This is a genomic window from Streptomyces sp. NPDC002144 (assembly GCF_053593695.1).
This window is the reverse complement of sequence record NZ_JBSFDB010000042.1, coordinates 1-20,038: the sequence shown is the minus strand read 5'-3', so window position 1 is coordinate 20,038 and position 20,038 is coordinate 1. Positions and strand designations below refer to the sequence as shown.

Sequence of the window (20,038 nt, the reverse complement as noted above, 5' to 3'; positions counted from 1 at the left end):
CGGCTCGTGCCACCCTTGACCCATGCCCGAAGGAGACACGGTCTGGCAGACCGCGAGACGCCTGCACGGCGCCCTCGCGGGCAAGGTGCTGACCCGCAGCGACCTCCGGGTGCCGAAGTACGCCACGGCGGACCTCACGGGCCGTACGGTCCTTGACGTCACTCCGCGCGGCAAGCACCTCCTGACCCGTGTCGAGGGCGGGCTGACCCTCCACTCGCACCTGAAGATGGACGGGTCCTGGAAGGTGTTCGCCAACGGCCGGCGCTGGACCGGCGGCCCGTCCCACCAGATCCGGGTGATCCTCGGCAACGAGGACCACACGGCCGTCGGCTACCGCCTCCCCGTCCTGGAGCTCATGCGCACCTCGGACGAACAGCGCGTCGTCGGCCACCTCGGCCCCGACCTCCTCGGCCCGGACTGGAACCCGGAGCGGGCTCTCGCCAACCTGCTCGCCGACCCGGCGCGCCCCCTCGGCGAGGCCCTGCTCGACCAGCGCAATCTCGCCGGCATCGGCAACGTCTACAAGAGCGAGCTGTGCTTCCTGCTCGGCGTCACCCCCTGGCTCCCCGTCGGTGCCCTGCCCGCCGAGCGCGCCGCCAAGCTGCCGGAGTTCGCCAAGAGGCTGCTGGAGGCCAACCGCGACCGCCCGGTCCGCAGCACGACCGGCCGGCGCGGTCAGGACCTGTTCGTGTACGGCCGCGCCCCGCGCCCGTGTCTGCGCTGCCGCACCTCGATCCGTGTGGCCGACCAGGGCGACGGCTCCCGCGAGCGCCCCACCTACTGGTGCCCGCGCTGCCAGACGGGACCGGCCCCGAGCACCGCGTCACTCCGCGGAGCTCCACGCCGTACGACTAATTGACGACCCGTCAGAAACCCTCGTACCGTCCCTTCATGCCCGTCAAGGCGTACGACCTCACCGGACGCACCGCATTCGTCACCGGGGCCGCCGGCGGCATCGGCCGTGCCTCGGCCGTCCTGCTCGCCGAAGCCGGCGCCACGGTCCACTGCGCCGACCGCGACGCACAGGGCCTGCACGAGACGGCCACCCTGGTCAAGGACGCGGGTGGCACCGCGCACACCCATCACCTCGACGTCACCGACCGGGGGCAGCTGGGCCGGGCCGTCGCCTCCTGCGAGCGCCTGGACGTCATGGCGGCGATCGCCGGGATCATGCACAGCAGCCCGGTCCTGGAGACCCGCGACGAGGACCTCGACCGGGTGCTGGACGTCAACTTCAAGGGCGTCCTGTACGCCTGCCAGGAGGCGGCCCGTGCGATGCTCGCCCGGAAGGTGCGCGGCAGCATCGTCACCATGGCGTCCGGCGCCGTCGACACCGGCCGACCGGGGCTGCTGTGCTACGGCGTCGCCAAGGCCGCCGTCGTGCAGCTCACCAGGACCCTGGCGAGCGAGGTGGGCCGGCACGGCATCCGGGTCAACGCGGTCGCGCCAGGTTGGACCCGTACACCCATGACCGACCGGCACGAGGCCGAGGCGCAGGCTCAGACCGAGGCGATGATGGCCCGGCTGTCCCCGCTGGCCCGGGTCGGCGAACCCGAGGACGTCGCCCACGCCGTGCTCTACCTGGCCTGCGACGCCTCGTCCTTCGTCACGGGCCAGATCCTGCGTCCGAACGGCGGAGTGGCGATGCCCTGGTAGCGCGGGCCACCGCCCGCCAGGCCGCCCGCCACCGCCCCGCCCCCAGGGCCCCCTCCGCCCGGGCCTTCGGCACACAGTGCACCGGCAGCAGGCTGAGCCCCCACCCGCCTGCTGCCACCGCCCCCTCCAGCACTCCGGCACCGGGCGTGAAGGCGAGCCGCAGCACGGCCCACCACCACAGCGCCCCGAACCCGAGAAGCGCCCCCCAGCGCGCTGCCGGCCGTGCCATGGACCACCTCCAGCCCCGAAGCTAGACCGCCGCCGCCACCGACGGGAGGGCGCACCAACGGCACAGGGGCGCACCGCTCACCTTGGGGAGCCACAGTCCCGGGCGTTCCCCGCGACAACGCGCCACGGGCCTCCACCTTGACCGCCCCTCGCCACCCCGGCAAACGGACCGGCACGGCCGTAGCGGCCCGGGCCCGGTCGCGGAGGGAGAAGCCCCCGAACAGCACGAAAACCCCGACCGCACCTCTCCAGGTCTCCCTGGAGAAGCCCCGGCCGGGGCCCCGCACACTTTTTCGGTGCCGGTCAGCGCCTCATCGGTCTACACCCGCGTGAGGGTCACGCGGCGACCACGTCCACCGCCTCCGCGGGCGCCTTGATGGTCACCCGTTCCGGTGGCACACCGGTCACCGAGACGGAACCCAGCATCGGACGGACCGGTGCCGGGACGGACTCGGTGGCCGCAGCAGACTGGGCCAGCTCGGCGAGGGCGAGTTCGTCGCTCACTTCTCGCATGAGCTCGGACATCCGTACGTCCAGCGCGTCGCAGATGGCGGCGAGCAGTTCGGAGGAAGCCTCCTTCTGCCCCCGCTCCACCTCGGAGAGATAGCCGAGTGAGACTCGGGCGGACGAGGAGACTTCGCGCAGAGTACGGCCCTGGCGTTGGCGCTGCCGACGCAGCACGTCACCCAGCAGGCGACGGAGCAGGATCATCGGTGGCTCCCTCCTCGGACCGCGTAGCCGCATCCTTCTCGCCCCACCGTACCGCCTCGCGCCGCGGCCGTGCGGGGAGCGATGTCGTGTTCACTCAGGGCTGCAAACATCAAAACCCCCCGTTCTGTTCCGTATCCTGTGCCCGCTCATTCCCATGGTGTTCGCTCGCAAGCTCACTCAGGAGCAGTGCGAGTACGCTCCGTACACTCTCTCTACGAATTTCCGCGCGGTCGCCGTTCAACCGCAGGGCCAGTACTTTTCCGCCACCGGCAGAACCAGGAATCGTCGCGAACGGCCCGTCGACGGCCACGAACACCGTCCCGACGGGCTGTCCGTCCTGCGGCTCCGGGCCCGCGACACCCGTCGTCGCGATGCCCCAGTCGGCGCCGAGCGCCTTGCGCACGCCGGCCGCCATCTGGCTCGCGACCTGCGCGTCCACCGCTCCGCGAGCGGCCAGCAGGGGGGCGTCGACGCCCAGCAGGTGGTGCTTGAGTTCGGTGGCGTAGGCGGTCACCGAACCGCGGAAGGCCTTGGACGCCCCGGATACCGCTGTGATGTCCGCCGCAACGAGCCCGCCGGTGAGGGACTCGGCGACGGCGAGGGTCTCGCCCCTCACGGTCAGTAGTCGCACCACGTCGGCGGCCGGGGAACTCACGCTTCCGCCTCCTCCAACGCGGCCCGGCGCTCGGCGATTCCCCGCCTGCGCAGCACAATGGCCTGTCTCACATAGTCCAGCCCGGTCACCACGGTCAGGACGACCGCCACGGCCATCACCCAGAACCTCAGGGTGGCCAGCCACCCCGTCAGCGCCAGGACGTACATCCCGACGGCCACGCCCTGCGTGAGCGTCTTCAGCTTGCCGCCGCGGCTTGCCGGGATGACGCCGTACCGGATGACAAGGAAACGCAGGAGCGTGATCCCCAGTTCCCGGCCGAGGATGACGATCGTCACCCACCACGGCAGGTCGCCCAGCGAGGAGAGACAGATCAGCGCCGCCCCCATGATCGCCTTGTCGGCGATGGGGTCGGCGATCTTCCCGAAGTCGGTGACGAGGTCGTAGGTGCGCGCCAGATGCCCGTCGAACAGGTCGGTGATCATGGCGACGGCGAAGGCGGCCCAGGCGACGGAGCGCCAGGCCGGGTCATATCCGCCGTCGGCCAGCATCAGGGCGACGAAGGCGGGGACCAGGAGCAGCCGGAGCATGGTCAGCAGATTGGCGATGTTCCAAACGCTGGCCTGGTCGACGGCCGCGGCCTCGATCTTGCCGCCCCGCGCGGGCTTCGTCCCGCCCGCCGCCTCGGCATCGGTGCCGTCGGTCTTCGGAGCACCCGCCTTGGAGGAGCCGTTCGCCGCCGATGCCGGCACTCCGGTCATCTGCCCGCCTCCTCACTACACGCGAGCGAGCCCGTGAGCGGCTCGGCCACCAGGTCGACACCTTCCGTACCGACCACCTTGGCCTCGACGATACGGCCGACGCTCAGTCCCTCGCCGCTCGTGAGCAGCACCTGGCCGTCGGTCTCGGGCGCCTGGTGCGCCCCGCGGCCGTACACGCCCTCCTCGTCCACGGATTCCACGAGCACGTGCACGCCCTCGCCGAGGCGCTCCTCGGCGCGCTGGGAGACGAGCTCCTCCGCCAGCCGGGAGACACGGGCCAGCCGCTCGGCGACGACGTCCTCGTCCAGCTTGTTCTCGTACGTCGCCGCCTCGGTGCCCTCCTCGTCGGAGTACCCGAAGACGCCGATGGCGTCCAGCCGCGCGCCGTTCAGGAAGCGCTCGAGCTCCGCCAGGTCGGCCTCGGTCTCGCCGGGGAAGCCGACGATGAAGTTGGAGCGCACTCCCGCCTGGGGCGCCTTGCTGCGGATGGTGTCGAGCAGTTCCAGGAAGCGGTCGGTGTCGCCGAAGCGGCGCATCGCGCGCAGCACGTCGGGCGCGGAGTGCTGGAAGGAGAGGTCGAAGTACGGGGCGATCTTCGGGGTGGAGGTGAGGACGTCGATCAGCCCGGGACGCATCTCGGCGGGCTGGAGGTAGCTGACGCGCACCCGCTCGATGCCGTCGACCTCGGCGAGCTCCGGCAGCAGCGACTCCAGCAGACGGATGTCGCCGAGGTCCTTGCCGTACGAGGTGTTGTTCTCGGAGACCAGCATGATCTCCTTGACGCCCTGCTCGGCCAGCCAGCGTGTCTCGTTCAGGACGTCGCTGGGGCGGCGGGAGATGAAGGAGCCGCGGAAGGACGGGATGGCGCAGAAGGAGCAGCGCCGGTCGCAGCCCGAGGCGAGCTTCACCGAGGCGACCGGGGAGCCGTCCAGCCGGCGGCGCAGGGGCGCGCGGGGGCCGGAGGCGGGCGCGAGGCCCTCCGGGAGGTCCACTGGGCCGTGCCCGGGCAGGGCGACCTCGGCGGCCGACTCCTGCCGCTCGGCGGGGCTGATGGGCAGCAGCTTGCGCCGGTCGCGCGGGGTGTGGGAGGCGTGGATGCCGCCGTTGAGGATGGTCTGCAGGCGGTCGGAGATGTCCGCGTAGTCGTCGAAGCCGAGCACGCCGTCGGCCTCGGGGAGGGCCTCGGCGAGTTCCTTGCCGTACCGCTCGGCCATGCAGCCCACCGCCACGACGGCCTGGGTTCTCCCGTGGCCCTTGAGGTCGTTGGCCTCCAGCAGGGCGTCGACGGAGTCCTTCTTGGCGGCCTCGACGAAGCCACAGGTGTTGACGACGGCGACGTCCGCGTCCTCGGCGTCCTCCACGAGCTCCCAGCCGTCCGCCTCCAAGCGGCCTGCGAGCTCCTCCGAGTCCACCTCGTTACGGGCGCAGCCAAGGGTGACGAGTGCGACGGTACGGCGTTCAGGCATGCGCTCAAGACTACTTTGTCTCACTGACAGCCCATGTCGACGGGGCTGGCGATCTTCGCCAGCCCCGTGGGAACGACCGTGGTGCTAACCGACCTGGGGGTCGCCCTTGGTGTACGTCAGGCGCTCGACCGCGCCCGGCTGGAAGTCGTCCTCGATCTTCTTGCCGTTGACGTAGAGCTGGATGGCTCCGGCGTCCCCGAGGACGAGGTTGATCTTGTCGCTGTCCTGAAAGGTCTTGGACTCGCCCTGCTTGAGCAGTCCGTCGAACAGCAGCCGGCCGTTGTGGTCCTTGGCCGAGATCCAGCTGCGTCCGTCGGCGGCGGAGACCTGGACGGTCACCTTGTCCTGCGGCGCGGCCGCGATGGCGCTGTCGGAGGGGTCGGACTTCGGGGTGGCGGGCTTGTTGTTCTTGGGCGTGGGCGAGGCGGACTTGCTGACGGAGGGCGTGGACCCTTCGGCGACCTGGTTCTTGGCACCACTGTCGTCGCCGCCCTTGAAGGCGGTGAACCCGACGAAGCCGACCACGGCGACGATCGCGGCGACCATCGCCGCGGTCCAGTTCGGCCCGCGCCGCTCGGGACGGATGCGTTCCGCCTCGAAGAGCGGCGCCGCCGGGGTCGGCGCGGGACGGCCGCCGTGGTCGGCGTCGTACTGCGCCAGCAGCGGGGCCGGATCGAGGTGGACGGCCTTGGCCAGGGTCCGGATGTGCCCGCGCGCGTAGACGTCCCCGCCGCAGGGGGCGAAGTCGTCCGCCTCGATGGCGTGCACGATGGCGACGCGGACCCGGGTGGCGTTGCTGATGTCGTCGACGGTCAGCCCGGCATCGATCCGCGCCTGTTTGAGGGCGCGGCCGACGGACAGGGCTTGCTCGCGATCGTCTTCGAACGGACGCTCGTCTTCAGGGGAGTTGCCGATGGACACGGGGGCGCCTTTCGAGCGTTTAAGCCACCTGTGCTGGAGGTTCAGTCTAGGGGGGGTGCGAAAGGGTCGGGCAACCGGGCGGTGGAGCTTGTTAGCCCATCGGTATGGCCGGACACACCGATGGTGGGGCACGCGCTTGTCGCTTCCCTCAACTTGACGTACGCCGAAGGGAAACGGTTGCTCAATGATCCCTTACGGGTGAGTCACGATCAGACATCGGCGGCCGCACCCGTTCGGGTCCTCTCTCAAGCCTCCCCGCGGATCACCGCGAGCACGCCGTCCAGTTCGTCGGGCTTCACAAGAACGTCACGGGCCTTCGAGCCCTCGCTCGGTCCGACGACCCCCCGCGACTCCATGAGGTCCATCAGCCGCCCGGCCTTGGCGAAGCCGACACGCAGCTTGCGCTGGAGCATGGACGTCGACCCGAACTGGGTGGAGACCACCAGCTCGGCCGCCTGGCAGAGCAGGTCGAGGTCGTCGCCGATCTCCTCGTCGATCTCCTTCTTCTGCTTGGTGCCCACGGTGACGTCGTCCCGGAAGACGGGCGCCATCTGGTCCTTGCAGTGCTGGACGATCGCCGCGACCTCCTCCTCGGTCACGAACGCGCCCTGCATACGGGTGGGCTTGCTGGCCCCCATCGGCAGGAAGAGCCCGTCGCCCTTGCCGATCAGCTTCTCGGCGCCGGGCTGGTCGAGGATGACGCGGCTGTCGGCGAGCGAGGAGGTGGCGAAGGCGAGCCGCGAGGGCACGTTCGCCTTGATCAGGCCGGTGACGACGTCGACCGACGGCCGCTGCGTGGCGAGCACGAGGTGGATGCCGGCCGCGCGCGCGAGCTGCGTGATGCGCACGATGGCGTCCTCGACATCGCGCGGGGCGACCATCATCAGGTCGGCGAGCTCGTCGACGATCACCAGCAGGTACGGGTAGGGCTGCAGCTCCCGCTCGCTGCCCTCCGGGGACTTCACCTTGCCGTTGCGGACGGCCTCGTTGAAGTCGTCGATGTGCCGGTAGCCGTACGCCGCGAGGTCGTCGTAGCGCAGGTCCATCTCGCGTACGACCCACTGGAGCGCCTCGGCGGCCCGCTTCGGGTTGGTGATGATCGGCGTGATCAGGTGCGGGATGCCTTCATACGCGGTCAGTTCGACGCGCTTGGGGTCGACGAGGACCATGCGGACGTCCTCGGGGGTCGCCCGGACCATGACCGACGTGATCAGGCAGTTGATGCACGACGACTTGCCGGAGCCGGTGGCTCCGGCGACGAGGACGTGCGGCATCTTCGCGAGGTTGGCCATCACGTAGCCGCCCTCGACGTCCTTGCCGAGCGCGACGAGCATCGGGTGGTCGTCCTCGGCGGCGGCCGCGAGACGCAGGACGTCGCCGAGGTTGACCATCTCGCGGTCCGTGTTGGGGATCTCGATGCCGACCGCGGACTTGCCGGGGATCGGGCTGATGATCCGCACGTCGGGGCTGGCGACGGCGTACGCGATGTTCTTGGTCAGCGCGGTGATCCGCTCGACCTTCACGGCGGGGCCGAGTTCGACCTCGTAGCGCGTGACCGTCGGCCCGCGCGTGAAGCCGGTGACGGCGGCGTCGACCTTGAACTCGGTGAAGACGTTGGTGAGCGAGGCGACCACGGCGTCGTTGGCGGCGCTGCGCGCCTTGCCGGGCCCCCCGCGCGTGAGGAGGTCGAGCGAGGGCAGCGCGTAGGTGATGTCGCCGGACAACTGGAGCTGCTCCGCGCGCGCGGGCAGTTCGCCGGGCGCCTCGGGCGCCGGTTTGGTGAGGTCGGCGACCTCGACCTTCAGCTTCTCCTGCTTGGGCCGCGCGGCCGGCACAGGTGTCGGAGTGGGCGTCGGCGTCGGCGTCGCCTCCTCGCGGTCGCCGACGCTGACTCCCTGGGTGAGGTCCGCGACGACCGGCGAGGGCGGCATCCCGTGCAGGACGGCGCCGTCGAGCGCGGCAGCGGCGGCCGCCGCGACGTCCACGGCGTCCATGGGGCGCCCCATGTCGGGCTGGGGCACGGCGGAGCGACGGGGGCGGCCACGGCGCTTGGAGAGGGCCTCCTGCTCCGCCCTGTCGGGGTCGTACGCCTCGGGGGCCGAGCCACGCTTCCGGGCGCGCGGAGGCATCGTTTCGCGCCACTGCTCGTCGTAGCGCTGGTCGTCCTCGGTGTACTCGTCCTCGTGCGGATCGTCGACGATCCCGAGCTTCACCCCGAGCAGCCGCAGCCGCTGCGGAATCGCGTTGACGGGGGTCGCCGTGACCACCAGCAGCCCGAAGACCGTCAGCAGCACCAGCAGCGGTACGGCCAGCACGTCGCCCATGGTGTACGTCAGCGGAGTCGCCGCTCCCCAGCCGATGAGGCCACCGGCGTCCCTTATGGCCTGCATGCCGTCACTGCGGGCGGGCGAGCCGCAGGCGATGTGGACCTGGCCGAGCACGCCGATGACGAGCGCGGACAGGCCGATCACGATGCGGCCGTTGGCCTCGGGCTTCTCGGGGTGCCGGATGAACCGCACCGCGATCACCGCGAGCAGTATCGGCACCAGCAGGTCGAGCCGGCCGAAGGCGCCGGTCACCAGGATCTCGACGAGGTCGCCGACGGGGCCGCGCAGATCGGCCCAGGTGCCCGCGGCCACGATCAGTGCGATGCCGAGCAGGAGCAGAGCCACGCCGTCCTTGCGATGTGCGGGGTCGAGGTTCTTCGCGCCGTTCCCTATGCCGCGGAAGACGGCGCCCACGGCGTGCGCGACGCCGAGCCAGAGGGCGCGGACAAGCCGGTAGAGGCCGCCGGTCGGGTTGGGCGCCGGCTTCGGCGGCGCCGCCTTCTTCGCAGCGGCCTTCCTGGCGGGCGCCTTCTTCGCCGGGGCCCTTTTCGCGGCGGCCTTCTTCGCCGGAGCCGCCGCCTTCTTCGCGGGCTGCTTCTTGGCAGCGGAGGGACGTGAGGCCATAGGTGTGAGATTACCGGTGGAGGCGACGACGGACACGCGTGCCCACGGCTTCACCCGTTCGTGTCGCCTTTGAGTGAACGTGGAACTGACGCGTCCTCATCCGCGGTTGTCCCGCAACTGTCCTCTGGATGAAGGTCAGTTCTGCGAGGTCACCGACGGCGCGCTCCCGGTGCCCGGCTCCAGCGCGTCCAGCGCCCGCCGCAGCCCGGTGAGTTTGCGTTCGAGATGCGCCGCCGTGGCCACCGCGGCCGCGTCCGCCGACTCGTCGTCGAGCTGCTTGGACAGCGCCTCGGCCTGCTCCTCGACCGCCGCGAGCCGCGCGGACAGCTCGGCGAGCAGGGAGGCCGGCTCCTTGCTGTCACCGACCGTGGCCTTGCCGCCGCCCTCCAACTGGAGCCGCAGCAGCGCCGCCTGCTCCCTCAGCTGGCAGTTCTTCATGTAGAGCTCGACGAACACCGAGACCTTCGCGCGCAGCACCCACGGGTCGAACGGCTTGGAGATGTAATCGACCGCGCCGGCCGCGTAACCGCGGAAGGTGTGGTGCGGGCCGTGGTTGATCGCAGTGAGGAAGATGATCGGGATGTCCCGGGTCCGCTCGCGCCGCTTGATGTGGGCGGCGGTCTCGAAACCGTCCATGCCCGGCATCTGGACGTCCAGCAGAATGACCGCGAAGTCGTCCGTGAGCAGTGCTTTGAGCGCTTCCTCCCCGGACGATGCCCGCACCAGTGTCTGATCGAGCGCAGAGAGGATGGCCTCCAGCGCCAGCAGATTCTCCGGCCGGTCATCGACCAGGAGGATCTTGGCCTTCTGCACCATGGCCCGCCCTCCTCGCCCCGGATGTGCACCGGGCGCCGCCCCTGGGGACGACTCCCTTTCGCCGCCCGTCCTTGTGCCGGTCATCGTAGCCGCACCCCGCCTGTCGCCACACCCTGTCACCGTGATGTCACTGTGCACGTAGCAGAAACGCAGCGGGAGACCAGAAGGTTCCCCGTATCCCGTACTTCTACACGGCGTCGGCCACACTGAGTCAGCAACTCCGCGTGAACATCGATGGTCCTCCTCACTCCCCTCGCATCCACTGCTCCATCACCGCCAGCAGGTGGTCGGGGTCGACCGGCTTGGTAACGTAGTCGGAGGCACCGGACTCGATGGCCTTCTCACGGTCGCCCTTCATCGCCTTCGCGGTCAACGCGATGATCGGCAGCCCCGCGAACTGCGGCATCCTGCGGATCGCCGTCGTGGTCGCGTAACCGTCCATCTCCGGCATCATGATGTCCATCAGGACGACCGCCACGTCGTCGTGCTGTTCCAGCACCTCGATGCCCTCACGCCCGTTCTCGGCGTACAGCACCGACAGGCCGTGCTGCTCCAGGACGCTGGTCAGCGCGAACACGTTACGGATGTCGTCGTCGACGATGAGCACTTTCTGGCCACCGAAGCGGATGCCCCGGTTCGGCTGCGGAGCGGCACCCTGCTCTGCGCCCGCCCACTGCTCCTGCCCGGCGGCCCGGTGGTCGCCGTCGAGCCCGCCCCGGCGGCGGCGCCTGAAGAGGGCCGCGGCGCCGTTCTGCGCCTGCTGGTACGACCTCACCTCGGCGGGCGTCTCGACCTCCACCGCGGACAGCTGGGACAGGTCCGAGGCGGCCACCAGGTCGCTGGCCCCGAGGGCCGCCACGGGCTGCTGGTAGCCCTGGGGAGGCAGTTCGCTGGGGTGCAGCGGCAAATACAGCGTGAAGGTCGAGCCGCGCCCCGGCTCGCTCTGCGCGTGGATCTCACCGCCGAGCAGCTGGGCGATCTCCCGCGAGATCGACAGCCCCAGGCCCGTACCGCCGTACTTGCGGCTGGTCGTGCCGTCGGCCTGCTTGAACGCCTCGAAGATCACCCGCATCTTGCTGGCCGCGATCCCGATGCCGGTGTCGGTGACCGAGAACGCGATCAGACCGGCGTCCGGGTCGGTGAGCGAACCGGCCTCCAGCAGCTGCTCCCGGATCGCCATGGGCACGTCCGCGCCGGCCGGCCGGATCACCAGCTCGACCGAGCCGGAGTCGGTGAACTTCACCGCGTTGGACAGCAGGTTGCGCAGCACCTGCAGGAGCCGCTGTTCGTCGGTGTGCAGCGTGGCGGGGAGCTCCGGGGAGACGCGTACGGACAGGTCCAGGCCCTTCTCCGCCGTGAGCGGCCGGAAGGTGGCCTCCACGTAGTCGACGAGCTGGACGAGCGCGATACGCGTCGGGGAGACGTCCATCTTGCCCGCCTCGACCTTCGACAGGTCGAGGATGTCGTTGATCAGCTGCAGCAGGTCCGAGCCGGCGCCGTGGATCGTCTCGGCGAACTCGACCTGCTTGGGCGTGAGGTTGGCGTCCGCGTTGTCGGCGAGCAGCTTGGCCAGGATCAGCAGCGAGTTGAGCGGCGTCCGCAGCTCGTGCGACATGTTGGCCAGGAACTCGCTCTTGTAGCGCATCGACACCGCGAGCTGCTCCGCGCGCTCCTCCAGGACCTGCCGCGCCTCCTCGATCTCGGTGTTCTTCACCTCGATGTCGCGGTTCTGCTGGGCCAGCAGCTCGGCCTTCTCCTCCAGTTCGGCGTTGGACGCCTGGAGGGCCTTCTGCCGGTTCTCCAACTCGGCCGAGCGTTCACGCAGCTGCTCGGTCAGCTCCTGCGACTGCTTCAGAAGCTGCTCGGTCTTGGTGTTGACGGAGATGGTGTTGACGCTGGTCGCGATCATCTCGGCGATCTGGTTGAGGAAGTCCTTCTGGATCTGCGTGAACGGCGTGAAGGAGGCCAGCTCGATGATGCCGAGCACCTTGCCCTCGAACAGCACCGGAAGGACGATCACCTGGGCCGGCGGCGCCTCGCCGAGGCCCGAGGAGATCTTCAGATAGCCGCTGGGCGCGTTCTCCACGAGGATCGTGCGCTTCTCCTCGGCGGCCGTCCCGATCAGCGCCTCACCGGGCCTGAAGGAGGTCGGCATGGAGCCCATCGAGTAGCCGTACGACCCGAGCATGCGCAGTTCGTACGCGTCCTCGTTCTCGGCGCTCAGGTCCTTGCCGTCGACCAACGGCATCGCCACGAAGAACGCGCCGTGCTGCGCGGAGACCACCGGCGTCAGCTCGCTCATGATCAGCGAGGCCACGTCCTGCAGATCGCGGCGGCCCTGCATCAGCGCGGAGATACGGGCCAGGTTGCCCTTGAGCCAGTCCTGCTCCTTGTTGGCGATCGTGGTGTCGCGCAGGTTGGCGATCATCTTGTTGATGTAGTCCTGCAGTTCCTGGATCTCGCCGGAGGCGTCGACGTCGATCTTCAGGTTCAGGTCGCCCCGGGTCACCGCGGTGGCCACGCGCGCGATGGCGCGCACCTGCCGGGTGAGGTTTCCCGCCATCTCGTTCACGGACTCGGTGAGGTCGCGCCAGGTGCCGTCCACGTCACGCACGCGTGCCTGACCGCCCAGCTGCCCCTCCGTGCCCACCTCACGGGCGACTCGGGTGACCTCCTCGGCGAAGGACGACAGCTGGTCGACCATCGTGTTGATCGTCGTCTTCAGCTCGAGGATCTCGCCCCGCGCGTCGATGTCGATCTTCTTCGTCAGGTCACCCTTGGCGATCGCCGTCGTGACCATGGCGATGTTGCGCACCTGGCCGGTCAGGTTGGACGCCATGCCGTTCACCGAGTCGGTGAGGTCCTTCCAGGTGCCCGCCACACCCGGCACATGCGCCTGACCGCCCAGGATGCCGTCCGTGCCCACCTCACGGGCCACCTTGGTGACCTGGTCGGCGAACGAACTCAGCGTCTTCACCATCGTGTTGAAGGTGTCGGCGAGCTGCTGGACCTCACCGCGCGCCTCGATCGTCACCGTCCGCGTCAGGTCGCCGTTGGCGACCGCCGCCGCGACCTGGGAGATGTTGCGCACCTGCATGGTCAGGTTCTTGGCCATCAGGTTCACATTGCCGCTGAGGTCCTTCCAGATGCCCGTGACACCCGGAACGTGCGCCTGGCCGCCCAGGATGCCCTCGGTGCCCACCTCGCGGGCCACCCGGGTCACCTGCTCGGCGAAGCTGGACAGCTGGTCGACCATCGTGTTGACGGTCGTGACGAGCTCGAGGATCTCGCCCTTGGCGTCGACGGTGATCTTCTTCGACAGGTCGCCCTTGGCGACCGCGGTCGTGACCTCGGCGATCTGGCGCACCTGGATGGTCAGGTTGTTCGCCATGAAGTTCACGGACTGGGTGAGGTCCTTCCAGGTGCCGGAGACGCCCTGGACCTCGGCCTGACCGCCGAGCTGGCCCTCCGTACCCACCTCGCGGGCGACCCTGGTGACCTCCTCCGCGAAGGACGACAGCTGGTCGACCATCGTGTTCAGCGTGTTCTTCAGCTCCAGGATCTCCCCGCGCGCGTCCACGGTGATCTTCTGGGACAGGTCACCGCGGGCCACCGCCGTGGCGACCTGCGCGATGTTGCGGACCTGCGCGGTGAGGTTCCCCGCCATGCCGTTCACGGAGTCGGTCAGGTCCCGCCACACACCGGCCACGCCGGGCACCTGCGCCTGACCGCCCAGACGGCCCTCGGTGCCCACCTCGCGGGCCACCTGGGTCACCTGGTCGGCGAAGCCGGAGAGCTGGTCGACCATCGTGTTGATGGTGTTCTTCAGCTCCAGGATCTCCCCGCGCGCGTCCACGTCGATCTTCTGGGACAGGTCGCCCTGGGCGACCGCGGTCGTCACCTGGGCGATGTTGCGGACCTGGGCCGTCAGGTTGCCGGCCATGCCGTTGACGGAGTCGGTGAGTTCCTTCCACGTACCGGCCACACCCGGCACGACCGCCTGACCTCCGAGTCGGCCCTCGGTGCCCACGTCCCGGGCCATGCGGGTCACCTGGTCGGCGAAGGAGGACAGCTGGTCCACCATCGTGTTCACGGTGTTCTTCAGCTGGAGCATCTCGCCGGAGACGTCCACGGTGACCTTCTGCGACAGATCGCCGTTGGCAACCGCCGTCGTCACCTGCGCGATGTTGCGGACCTGGCCGGTGAGGTTGCGGAAGGCGGTGTTGACGGAGTCCGTCAGGTCCTTCCAGGTACCGGCCGCGCCCGGCACCTGCGCCTGACCGCCCAGCTCGCCCTCGACACCGACCTCGCGCGCCACGCGCGTGACCTCGGAACCGAAGGACTGCAGCTGGTCCACCATCCCGTTGACGGTGTTCTTCAGCTCCAGCATCTCGCCGGCCACGTTCACCGTGACCTTCTGGGAGAGGTCACCGTTGGCCACGGCCGTGGTGACGGCCGCGATGTCCCTCACCTGAATGGTGAGATTCCGGAACACCGTGTTGACGGAGTCCGTCAGGTCCTTCCAGGTGCCGGCCGCGCCCGGCACATTGGCCTGGCCGCCCAGCTGCCCGGCGGCTCCGACCTCGTTCGCCACGCGCGTGACCTCGTCCGCGAAGATCCGCAGCGTCTCGGTCATCTGGTTGATCGTGTCGGCGAGCTGAGCGACCTCGCCGCGTGCGGAGACGGTGACCTTCTGCGACAGGTCACCGCTGGCGACGGCCGTGGTGACCTGCGCGATCCCGCGCACCTGGGCCGTGAGGTTGCCGGCCATCAGGTTCACCGAATCGGTGAGGTCCTTCCACACACCGGCCACACCCGGCACCTGCGCCTGCCCGCCGAGCTCGCCCTCCGTGCCCACCTCGCGCGCGACTCGCGTCACCTCGGAGGAGAAGGACGACAGCTGGTCGACCATCGTGTTGACGGTGTTCTTCAGCTCCAGCATCTCGCCGGCGACGTGCACGGTGACCTTGCGGGACAGGTCACCCTTGGCCACCGCCGTGGTGACCAGCGCGATGTCGCGGACCTGCGCGGTCAGCCGGTACGCCATGGTGTTGACGGAGTCCGTGAGGTCCTTCCACGAACCCGACATGCCACGCACGCGTGCCTGTCCGCCCAGCTTGCCCTCGGTGCCGACCTCGCTGGCCACGCGCGTGACCTCGTCGGTGAACGTCGACAGCTGGTCGACGAGGTTGTTCACCGTGCGGCCGACCTTCAGGAACTCCCCGCGCAGCGGGTGCCCGGTCCCGTCGGCAGCGTGGGTCCGCAACTCCATGCGGGGCGACAGGTCACCCTCCGCCACCGCGGTGAGCACCCGGCCGACCTCGGAGACGGGCCGTACGAGGTCGTCCACGAGCGCGTTGGAGGCCTCGACGGCGGCGGCCCAGGAACCCTCGTAGGCGCCCGTCTCCAGCCGCTCCGTGAGTTTGCCCTCGCGGCCGACCATGCGCCGCACCCGCGACAGCTCACCGGTCAGATGGAGATTGCGGTCGGCCACCTCGTTGAACACCGCGGCGATCTCCGACATCACGCCGTCCCCGGACACCGTGAGCCGCTTGCGGAAATTCCCGTCGCGCATGGCCACGAGGGCCGCCAGCAGTCGGTTCAGGGCTGCCGTGTCCACCGCCGTGGTCCCGCCGCGTGGTTTGCGCTGGTTGTTCAGGGACTGTCCGCCTTTCGCGCGCGTCTTAGTGCCCCGCGTCGCTGCGCCAGACTCCACTGTGTCCCTCCCGCAGGGGTCGACCGTTACTGCTGTGTTCCGGTACTACTGCTCGTGGTACCGGTACTGCTGCGCATTTCTGCCGGATATATCAGGTCACACCACGGGCTGCTGCCCGCTGTACGCGGAAGTCACTCAGCCTGCCCGGACCTTCACAAGAAGCTTGCCCAGTGTTTCACCCTGCCTGAACCCGGCCATAACAGTTCGGCAGCTTCGCACATCGTCCGCACACCCTCTGGGCGGAAACACTGCAGACCGGCATCCGCACGGACGGCGAAGGTAAGTAACCTTGCATGCGGCTGTCCAGCCGCACCGGTCCGTCCGGCATGGGCGGTGGCACGAGAACGAGCGGGCATCGGAGGGGCGGCCGCACACATGACCACCGGACTGATCCCCGGGGGACAGCCCCCGGACCCCCGGCCGACGGGCGGCCTGCCGCATCAGCGGCACGAGCCGGTCGGCCACGCAGCCCAGCACGTCGACAACAGGCCGAGGAGTTCTGTGATCACCGCGCGCGCGGCCGCCAGCTTCGAGCCCGTGGGGCGATCGGTAGCGACCGCCCGCTCCTTCGTCCGCGACACCCTCCAGGGCTGGGGCTTCGCCGACATCGTCGACGACGCCGTGGTGCTCACCAGCGAGCTGGTCACCAATGCCGTGGTGCACGCGGGCACCTCCGCCGACGTCCTGTGCCTGCGCACCGACCAAGGCGTACGGGTCGAGGTGGCCGACCGCTACCCGGAGCGCGAGATCCCCCTCCAGGGCCATCCCGTCAACATGGGCAGCCCCGACCGCGAAGGCGGCCGCGGCCTCCAGCTGTGCGCGGCACTCGCCGGCCGCTGGGGCGTGGAGTACACGCCCACCCACAAACAGGTCTGGTTCCAGCTCGACCTCCCCGAGCGCGCGGTGGGCACGCGCGCGGCGGGCCCGTCCCTCCCCGCCGACCTCCTGCCGCTCGCCGACGGCCGGGTCCGTGTCGCCGTCGTCCAGATCGACCGCACCGGCTCCATCACCTCGTGGAACGAGGACGCCGAGGAACTCTTCGGCTACCCCGCCGAACAGGTGATCGGAAAGCCCCTCACCGATCTCGCCGCCTGGCCGCACACCCCCGGCACCAGCACCGGTATCGCCGAGGCGCTCCAACTCTCCCGCTGGGAAGGCAGTTACGGCGTAAGGGGCGCCAACGGCCGCGTCACCCCGGTGTACGCCTCCCACCTCCGCGTCCGCGACACCGGCGGCGAGCCCTCCACGGTCTGTCTGCTCGTCCGGGACCACGAACGAGCCGTCCTGCAGACGCCGTTGCGCCTGCCGGCCTCCGACACCGCCTCCGCCGCCGACGGCCAGAACACCGACCCCTTCGAGGTGTTCATCGGCTCCCCGGCCCCGGACGACCTCGACGGCCTCCTCCAGCGCACGGTGGAGCGCGCCCGCGACATGCTGGACGCCGACTCCGCCTTCCTGCTCCTCGCGACCGACGACGAGACGGAGCTGGAGGTCCGCGCCTCCACCGGCCTGCCCTCCGCCCGCCAGCGCTTCGCGCGCGTGCCCGTCGAAGCCGGCCCCGGCCGCTACGGCTCAGCGCGCATGCCGGCCGTCCACGACGACCTGACGGCCGTCCCCGGCGCCGTACCGCTGCTGAGCGGCACGGGCATGCGCTCGGTCGTCACGGTCCCGCTGAAGGTCGAGGGCCGCCTCACCGGCTCCCTCGGCGTCGCGGCCGAGAGCCCCGGCAGATACTCCAACGAGGAGGCCCTGCGCCTGCAGTTCGCCGCCGACCGCATCGCGCTGGCCGTCGAGTCGGCGCGCCTCGGCGAACTGGAACGCCTGCGCCGCGGCTCCCTCAGCTTCCTCGTCGAGGCCTCCGACCTCCTCGCCGGCACCCTGGACCGCGACCAGACCCTGGCCCTGATGGCCCAGATGACAGTCCCCACCCTCGCCACCTGGTGCGCGGTCTACACGATCGCCGACCAGGCCTCCGAGCCGTACCTCTCCTACGTCCTGCACGAGGACGAGGAACTCATCGACGGCATCAAGTCGTTGCTCTCCAAGGTGCCCCCGCCCGACCCGGTCCCCACCCCCGGCGCCCGCGTCTGGTCCGCCCCCGGCGAGGTCGCCCATCAGGCGGCCCTGCGCAGCTCCATGCGCAGCCTCGGCCTGTCCGGCGGCCCCGCCCACCAGGTCACCTCCGGCATCGGCCCCACGCTCGCCACGGCCTCCGCGGTCGGCGGCGAGACCGTCGTCCTCCCCCTGGTCGCCCGCAACCGCGTCATCGGCATGCTGACCCTCGGCAAGCCCACCGACGAACACTTCCGCCAGGAAATCCTGGAACTGGCCGAGGACTTGAGCCGCCGAGCCGCCCTCGCCCTCGACAACGCCCGCCTGTACTCGGAGCGCACGGCCATCAGCCAGTCCCTCCAGCGCAGCCTCCTGCCGCCGGAGCTGCCCGAGATCGACGGCGTCGAGGTCGAGGTCATCTACCGCGCGGCCGGCGAGGGCAACGAGGTCGGCGGCGACTTCTACGACCTCTTCCCGATCAGCGACGGCGCCTACGGCTTCGCCATCGGCGACGTCTGCGGTACGGGTCCCAACGCGGCCGCCGTCACGGGCCTCGCCCGGCACGCCCTGCGCCTGTTGGCCCGCGAGGGCCTGTCCGGCCCGGCGGTCCTGGAGCGACTGAACTCGGCCATTCTCGACGAGGGCGCCCGCAGCCGCTTCCTGACCCTCCTCTACGGCGAGTTGCGCCCCCAGGAGGACGGCAGCGCGGAACTGAAGGTGGTCTGCGCCGGCCATCCCCTGCCGCTCCGCCTGCGCCAGGACGGCACGGTCGAACCGGCCGCCGAGCCCCAGCCGCTCCTCGGCGTCCTCGACGACCTGGAGCTCTACGAGCAGACGGTCACCCTCGACCCCGGAGACGTCCTCCTGTGCGTCACGGACGGCGTCACGGAGCGCCGTGAGGGCACGCGCATGCTGGGCGACGACGGCCTCACGGACGTCCTCACGACCTGCACGGGCCTGACCGCCGGCGCCGTCGCGGCCCGCATCATGCGCGCCGTGGAACGCTTCGCCTCGGACGCCCCGTCCGACGACATGGCGATCCTGGCGATGCGGGTCCCGGGCCTGCAGACGGACTGAGACGGGTTACGGGTACGAAAAAGGCCCCGCCCAATTGGGCGGGGCCTTTTGGCTGGAGCCCCCTAACGGAATCGAACCGTTGACCTTCTCCTTACCATGGAGACGCTCTGCCGACTGAGCTAAGGGGGCCTGTCGCCTTTTCGAGGTTTCCCCCGCGGCAACGGAATAGATCATACCCCGAACAGACGCCTGCTCCCAACCACGCTCAGAAAGCCGGCTGGAGCAATCCGCCCAGCGCATTGCAGGCGCCCACGATGCGCTGCATGTCCCGCTTCGTCAACGCGGCATCGACGGGCAGAGCAAGCGTTTCGTCGGCGGCACGCTCGGTCTCCGGCAGAGAAACGCAGCGACGGAACTCCGGCAGCCGGTGCACGGGCGTCTTCACCGGCACCCGGCACTCAACTCCCCTGGCCCGCACGGCGCGCGCGAACGCGTCACGGTCGGGCCGCCCATTGCCGGGCACCCGCACGACGTACTGCTGATAGGTGTGACCATCGCCGCCGTCCGGGGTGCGCACCCCCCGCAACTTCGCGTCGAGATAGGCCGCCCGCTCCCGCCGCTGCGCGACCTCGTCGTACGGCGCCTCGGACTCGCCCTGCTCCAGCACGAGCAGCCCGTGCCGCTGCCCGACACCGTGCAGCCGCGCGATGTCGGCCGGCCGCCCGAAGCGGTGTACGACAACCACCGCCGCGGTACGGGGAGTTAGGGCCGCCTCGACAGCGGAGGCGTCGAGGCAGTACGTCACCGGGTCTATGTCGGCGAACACCGGCAGCGCCCCGGCCATGGCGACCGCCTCGGCGACCTCGACGTTCCCGAAGGCCGGTACGACGACCTCGTCACCGAGTCCGACGCCGGCGGCCCTGAGCATTGCAGCAGTACCCATGCTGCGGATGGTGGTTGCGCAACGTGAACTTCAAGTGACGCACAACGAAAAAGGGCCGGACCCCGAACCGAAGTTCAGGATCCGACCCTTTGAATAATTGTTCGGCGGCGTCCTACTCTCCCACAGGGTCCCCCCTGCAGTACCATCGGCGCTGTAAGGCTTAGCTTCCGGGTTCGGAATGTAACCG

General features: G+C 70.0%; 12 protein-coding genes, 1 tRNA gene and 1 rRNA gene. 3 read left to right on the top strand and 11 right to left on the bottom strand.

Annotation, left to right across the window (positions count from 1 at the left end):
- The first annotated feature begins 22 nt into the window (after window positions 1-22).
- Window positions 23-859: an Fpg/Nei family DNA glycosylase gene (locus ACWCQ1_RS40370; RefSeq protein WP_451028657.1), complete on the top strand. Its 837-nt coding sequence runs from the start codon at window positions 23-25 to the stop codon at window positions 857-859.
- A gap of 32 nt (window positions 860-891) precedes the next feature.
- Window positions 892-1,656, top strand: a complete 765-nt coding sequence (locus ACWCQ1_RS40365; protein WP_451028656.1) for an SDR family NAD(P)-dependent oxidoreductase — start codon at window positions 892-894, stop codon at window positions 1,654-1,656.
- 564 nt (window positions 1,657-2,220) lie between these two features.
- Here the strand turns inward: ACWCQ1_RS40365 and ACWCQ1_RS40360 are convergent.
- From ACWCQ1_RS40360 to ACWCQ1_RS40325, 8 genes are all read right to left on the bottom strand, one after another.
- Window positions 2,221-2,595 carry a helix-turn-helix domain-containing protein gene (locus ACWCQ1_RS40360; protein ID WP_133046205.1) on the bottom strand — a complete coding sequence of 125 codons (375 nt, stop codon included), beginning with the start codon at window positions 2,593-2,595 and terminating at the stop codon, window positions 2,221-2,223.
- Between the two features lie 109 nt (window positions 2,596-2,704).
- Window positions 2,705-3,250 (bottom strand): CinA family protein, encoded by a 546-nt coding sequence (locus tag ACWCQ1_RS40355; protein WP_451028655.1) that lies wholly within the window; start codon window positions 3,248-3,250, stop codon window positions 2,705-2,707.
- Complete coding sequence (gene pgsA / locus ACWCQ1_RS40350; RefSeq protein WP_451028654.1) at window positions 3,247-3,969, bottom strand: CDP-diacylglycerol--glycerol-3-phosphate 3-phosphatidyltransferase; 723 nt, start codon at window positions 3,967-3,969, stop codon at window positions 3,247-3,249. The genes ACWCQ1_RS40355 and pgsA overlap by 4 nt, the downstream gene beginning before the upstream one ends.
- Window positions 3,966-5,435, bottom strand: a complete 1,470-nt coding sequence (gene rimO, locus ACWCQ1_RS40345) for a 30S ribosomal protein S12 methylthiotransferase RimO (RefSeq protein ID WP_451028653.1) — start codon at window positions 5,433-5,435, stop codon at window positions 3,966-3,968. Before rimO ends, pgsA begins: the two co-directional genes overlap by 4 nt.
- Window positions 5,436-5,519: 84 nt before the next feature.
- Window positions 5,520-6,356 (bottom strand): helix-turn-helix domain-containing protein, encoded by an 837-nt coding sequence (locus ACWCQ1_RS40340; RefSeq protein ID WP_451028652.1) that lies wholly within the window; start codon window positions 6,354-6,356, stop codon window positions 5,520-5,522.
- Window positions 6,357-6,601: 245 nt separating this feature from the next.
- Window positions 6,602-9,307, bottom strand: coding sequence for a DNA translocase FtsK (locus ACWCQ1_RS40335; RefSeq protein WP_451028651.1), 2,706 nt, complete (start codon window positions 9,305-9,307; stop codon window positions 6,602-6,604).
- A gap of 135 nt (window positions 9,308-9,442) precedes the next feature.
- Window positions 9,443-10,123 (bottom strand): response regulator, encoded by a 681-nt coding sequence (locus ACWCQ1_RS40330; RefSeq protein ID WP_208782618.1) that lies wholly within the window; start codon window positions 10,121-10,123, stop codon window positions 9,443-9,445.
- A gap of 244 nt (window positions 10,124-10,367) precedes the next feature.
- A complete protein-coding gene (locus ACWCQ1_RS40325; protein WP_133046212.1) occupies window positions 10,368-15,839 on the bottom strand; it encodes a HAMP domain-containing protein in 5,472 nt (1,823 codons plus the stop codon).
- A 375-nt stretch (window positions 15,840-16,214) separates the two neighbouring features.
- On the opposite strand from ACWCQ1_RS40325, the gene ACWCQ1_RS40320 reads away from it, so the two are divergent.
- Entirely contained in the window at window positions 16,215-18,968 is a 2,754-nt protein-coding gene (locus ACWCQ1_RS40320) for a SpoIIE family protein phosphatase (protein ID WP_133046213.1), read from the top strand.
- A 53-nt stretch (window positions 18,969-19,021) separates the two neighbouring features.
- Here the strand turns inward: ACWCQ1_RS40320 and ACWCQ1_RS40315 are convergent.
- The 3 genes from ACWCQ1_RS40315 to rrf form a co-directional block, all read right to left on the bottom strand.
- Window positions 19,022-19,097 (bottom strand) — tRNA-Thr (locus ACWCQ1_RS40315).
- Window positions 19,098-19,173: 76 nt separating this feature from the next.
- Window positions 19,174-19,836, bottom strand: a complete 663-nt coding sequence (locus ACWCQ1_RS40310) for a DegT/DnrJ/EryC1/StrS family aminotransferase (protein WP_133046228.1) — start codon at window positions 19,834-19,836, stop codon at window positions 19,174-19,176.
- Window positions 19,837-19,950: 114 nt separating this feature from the next.
- Window positions 19,951-20,038: ribosomal RNA gene (gene rrf / locus ACWCQ1_RS40305) — 5S ribosomal RNA — on the bottom strand; the annotation flags it as partial.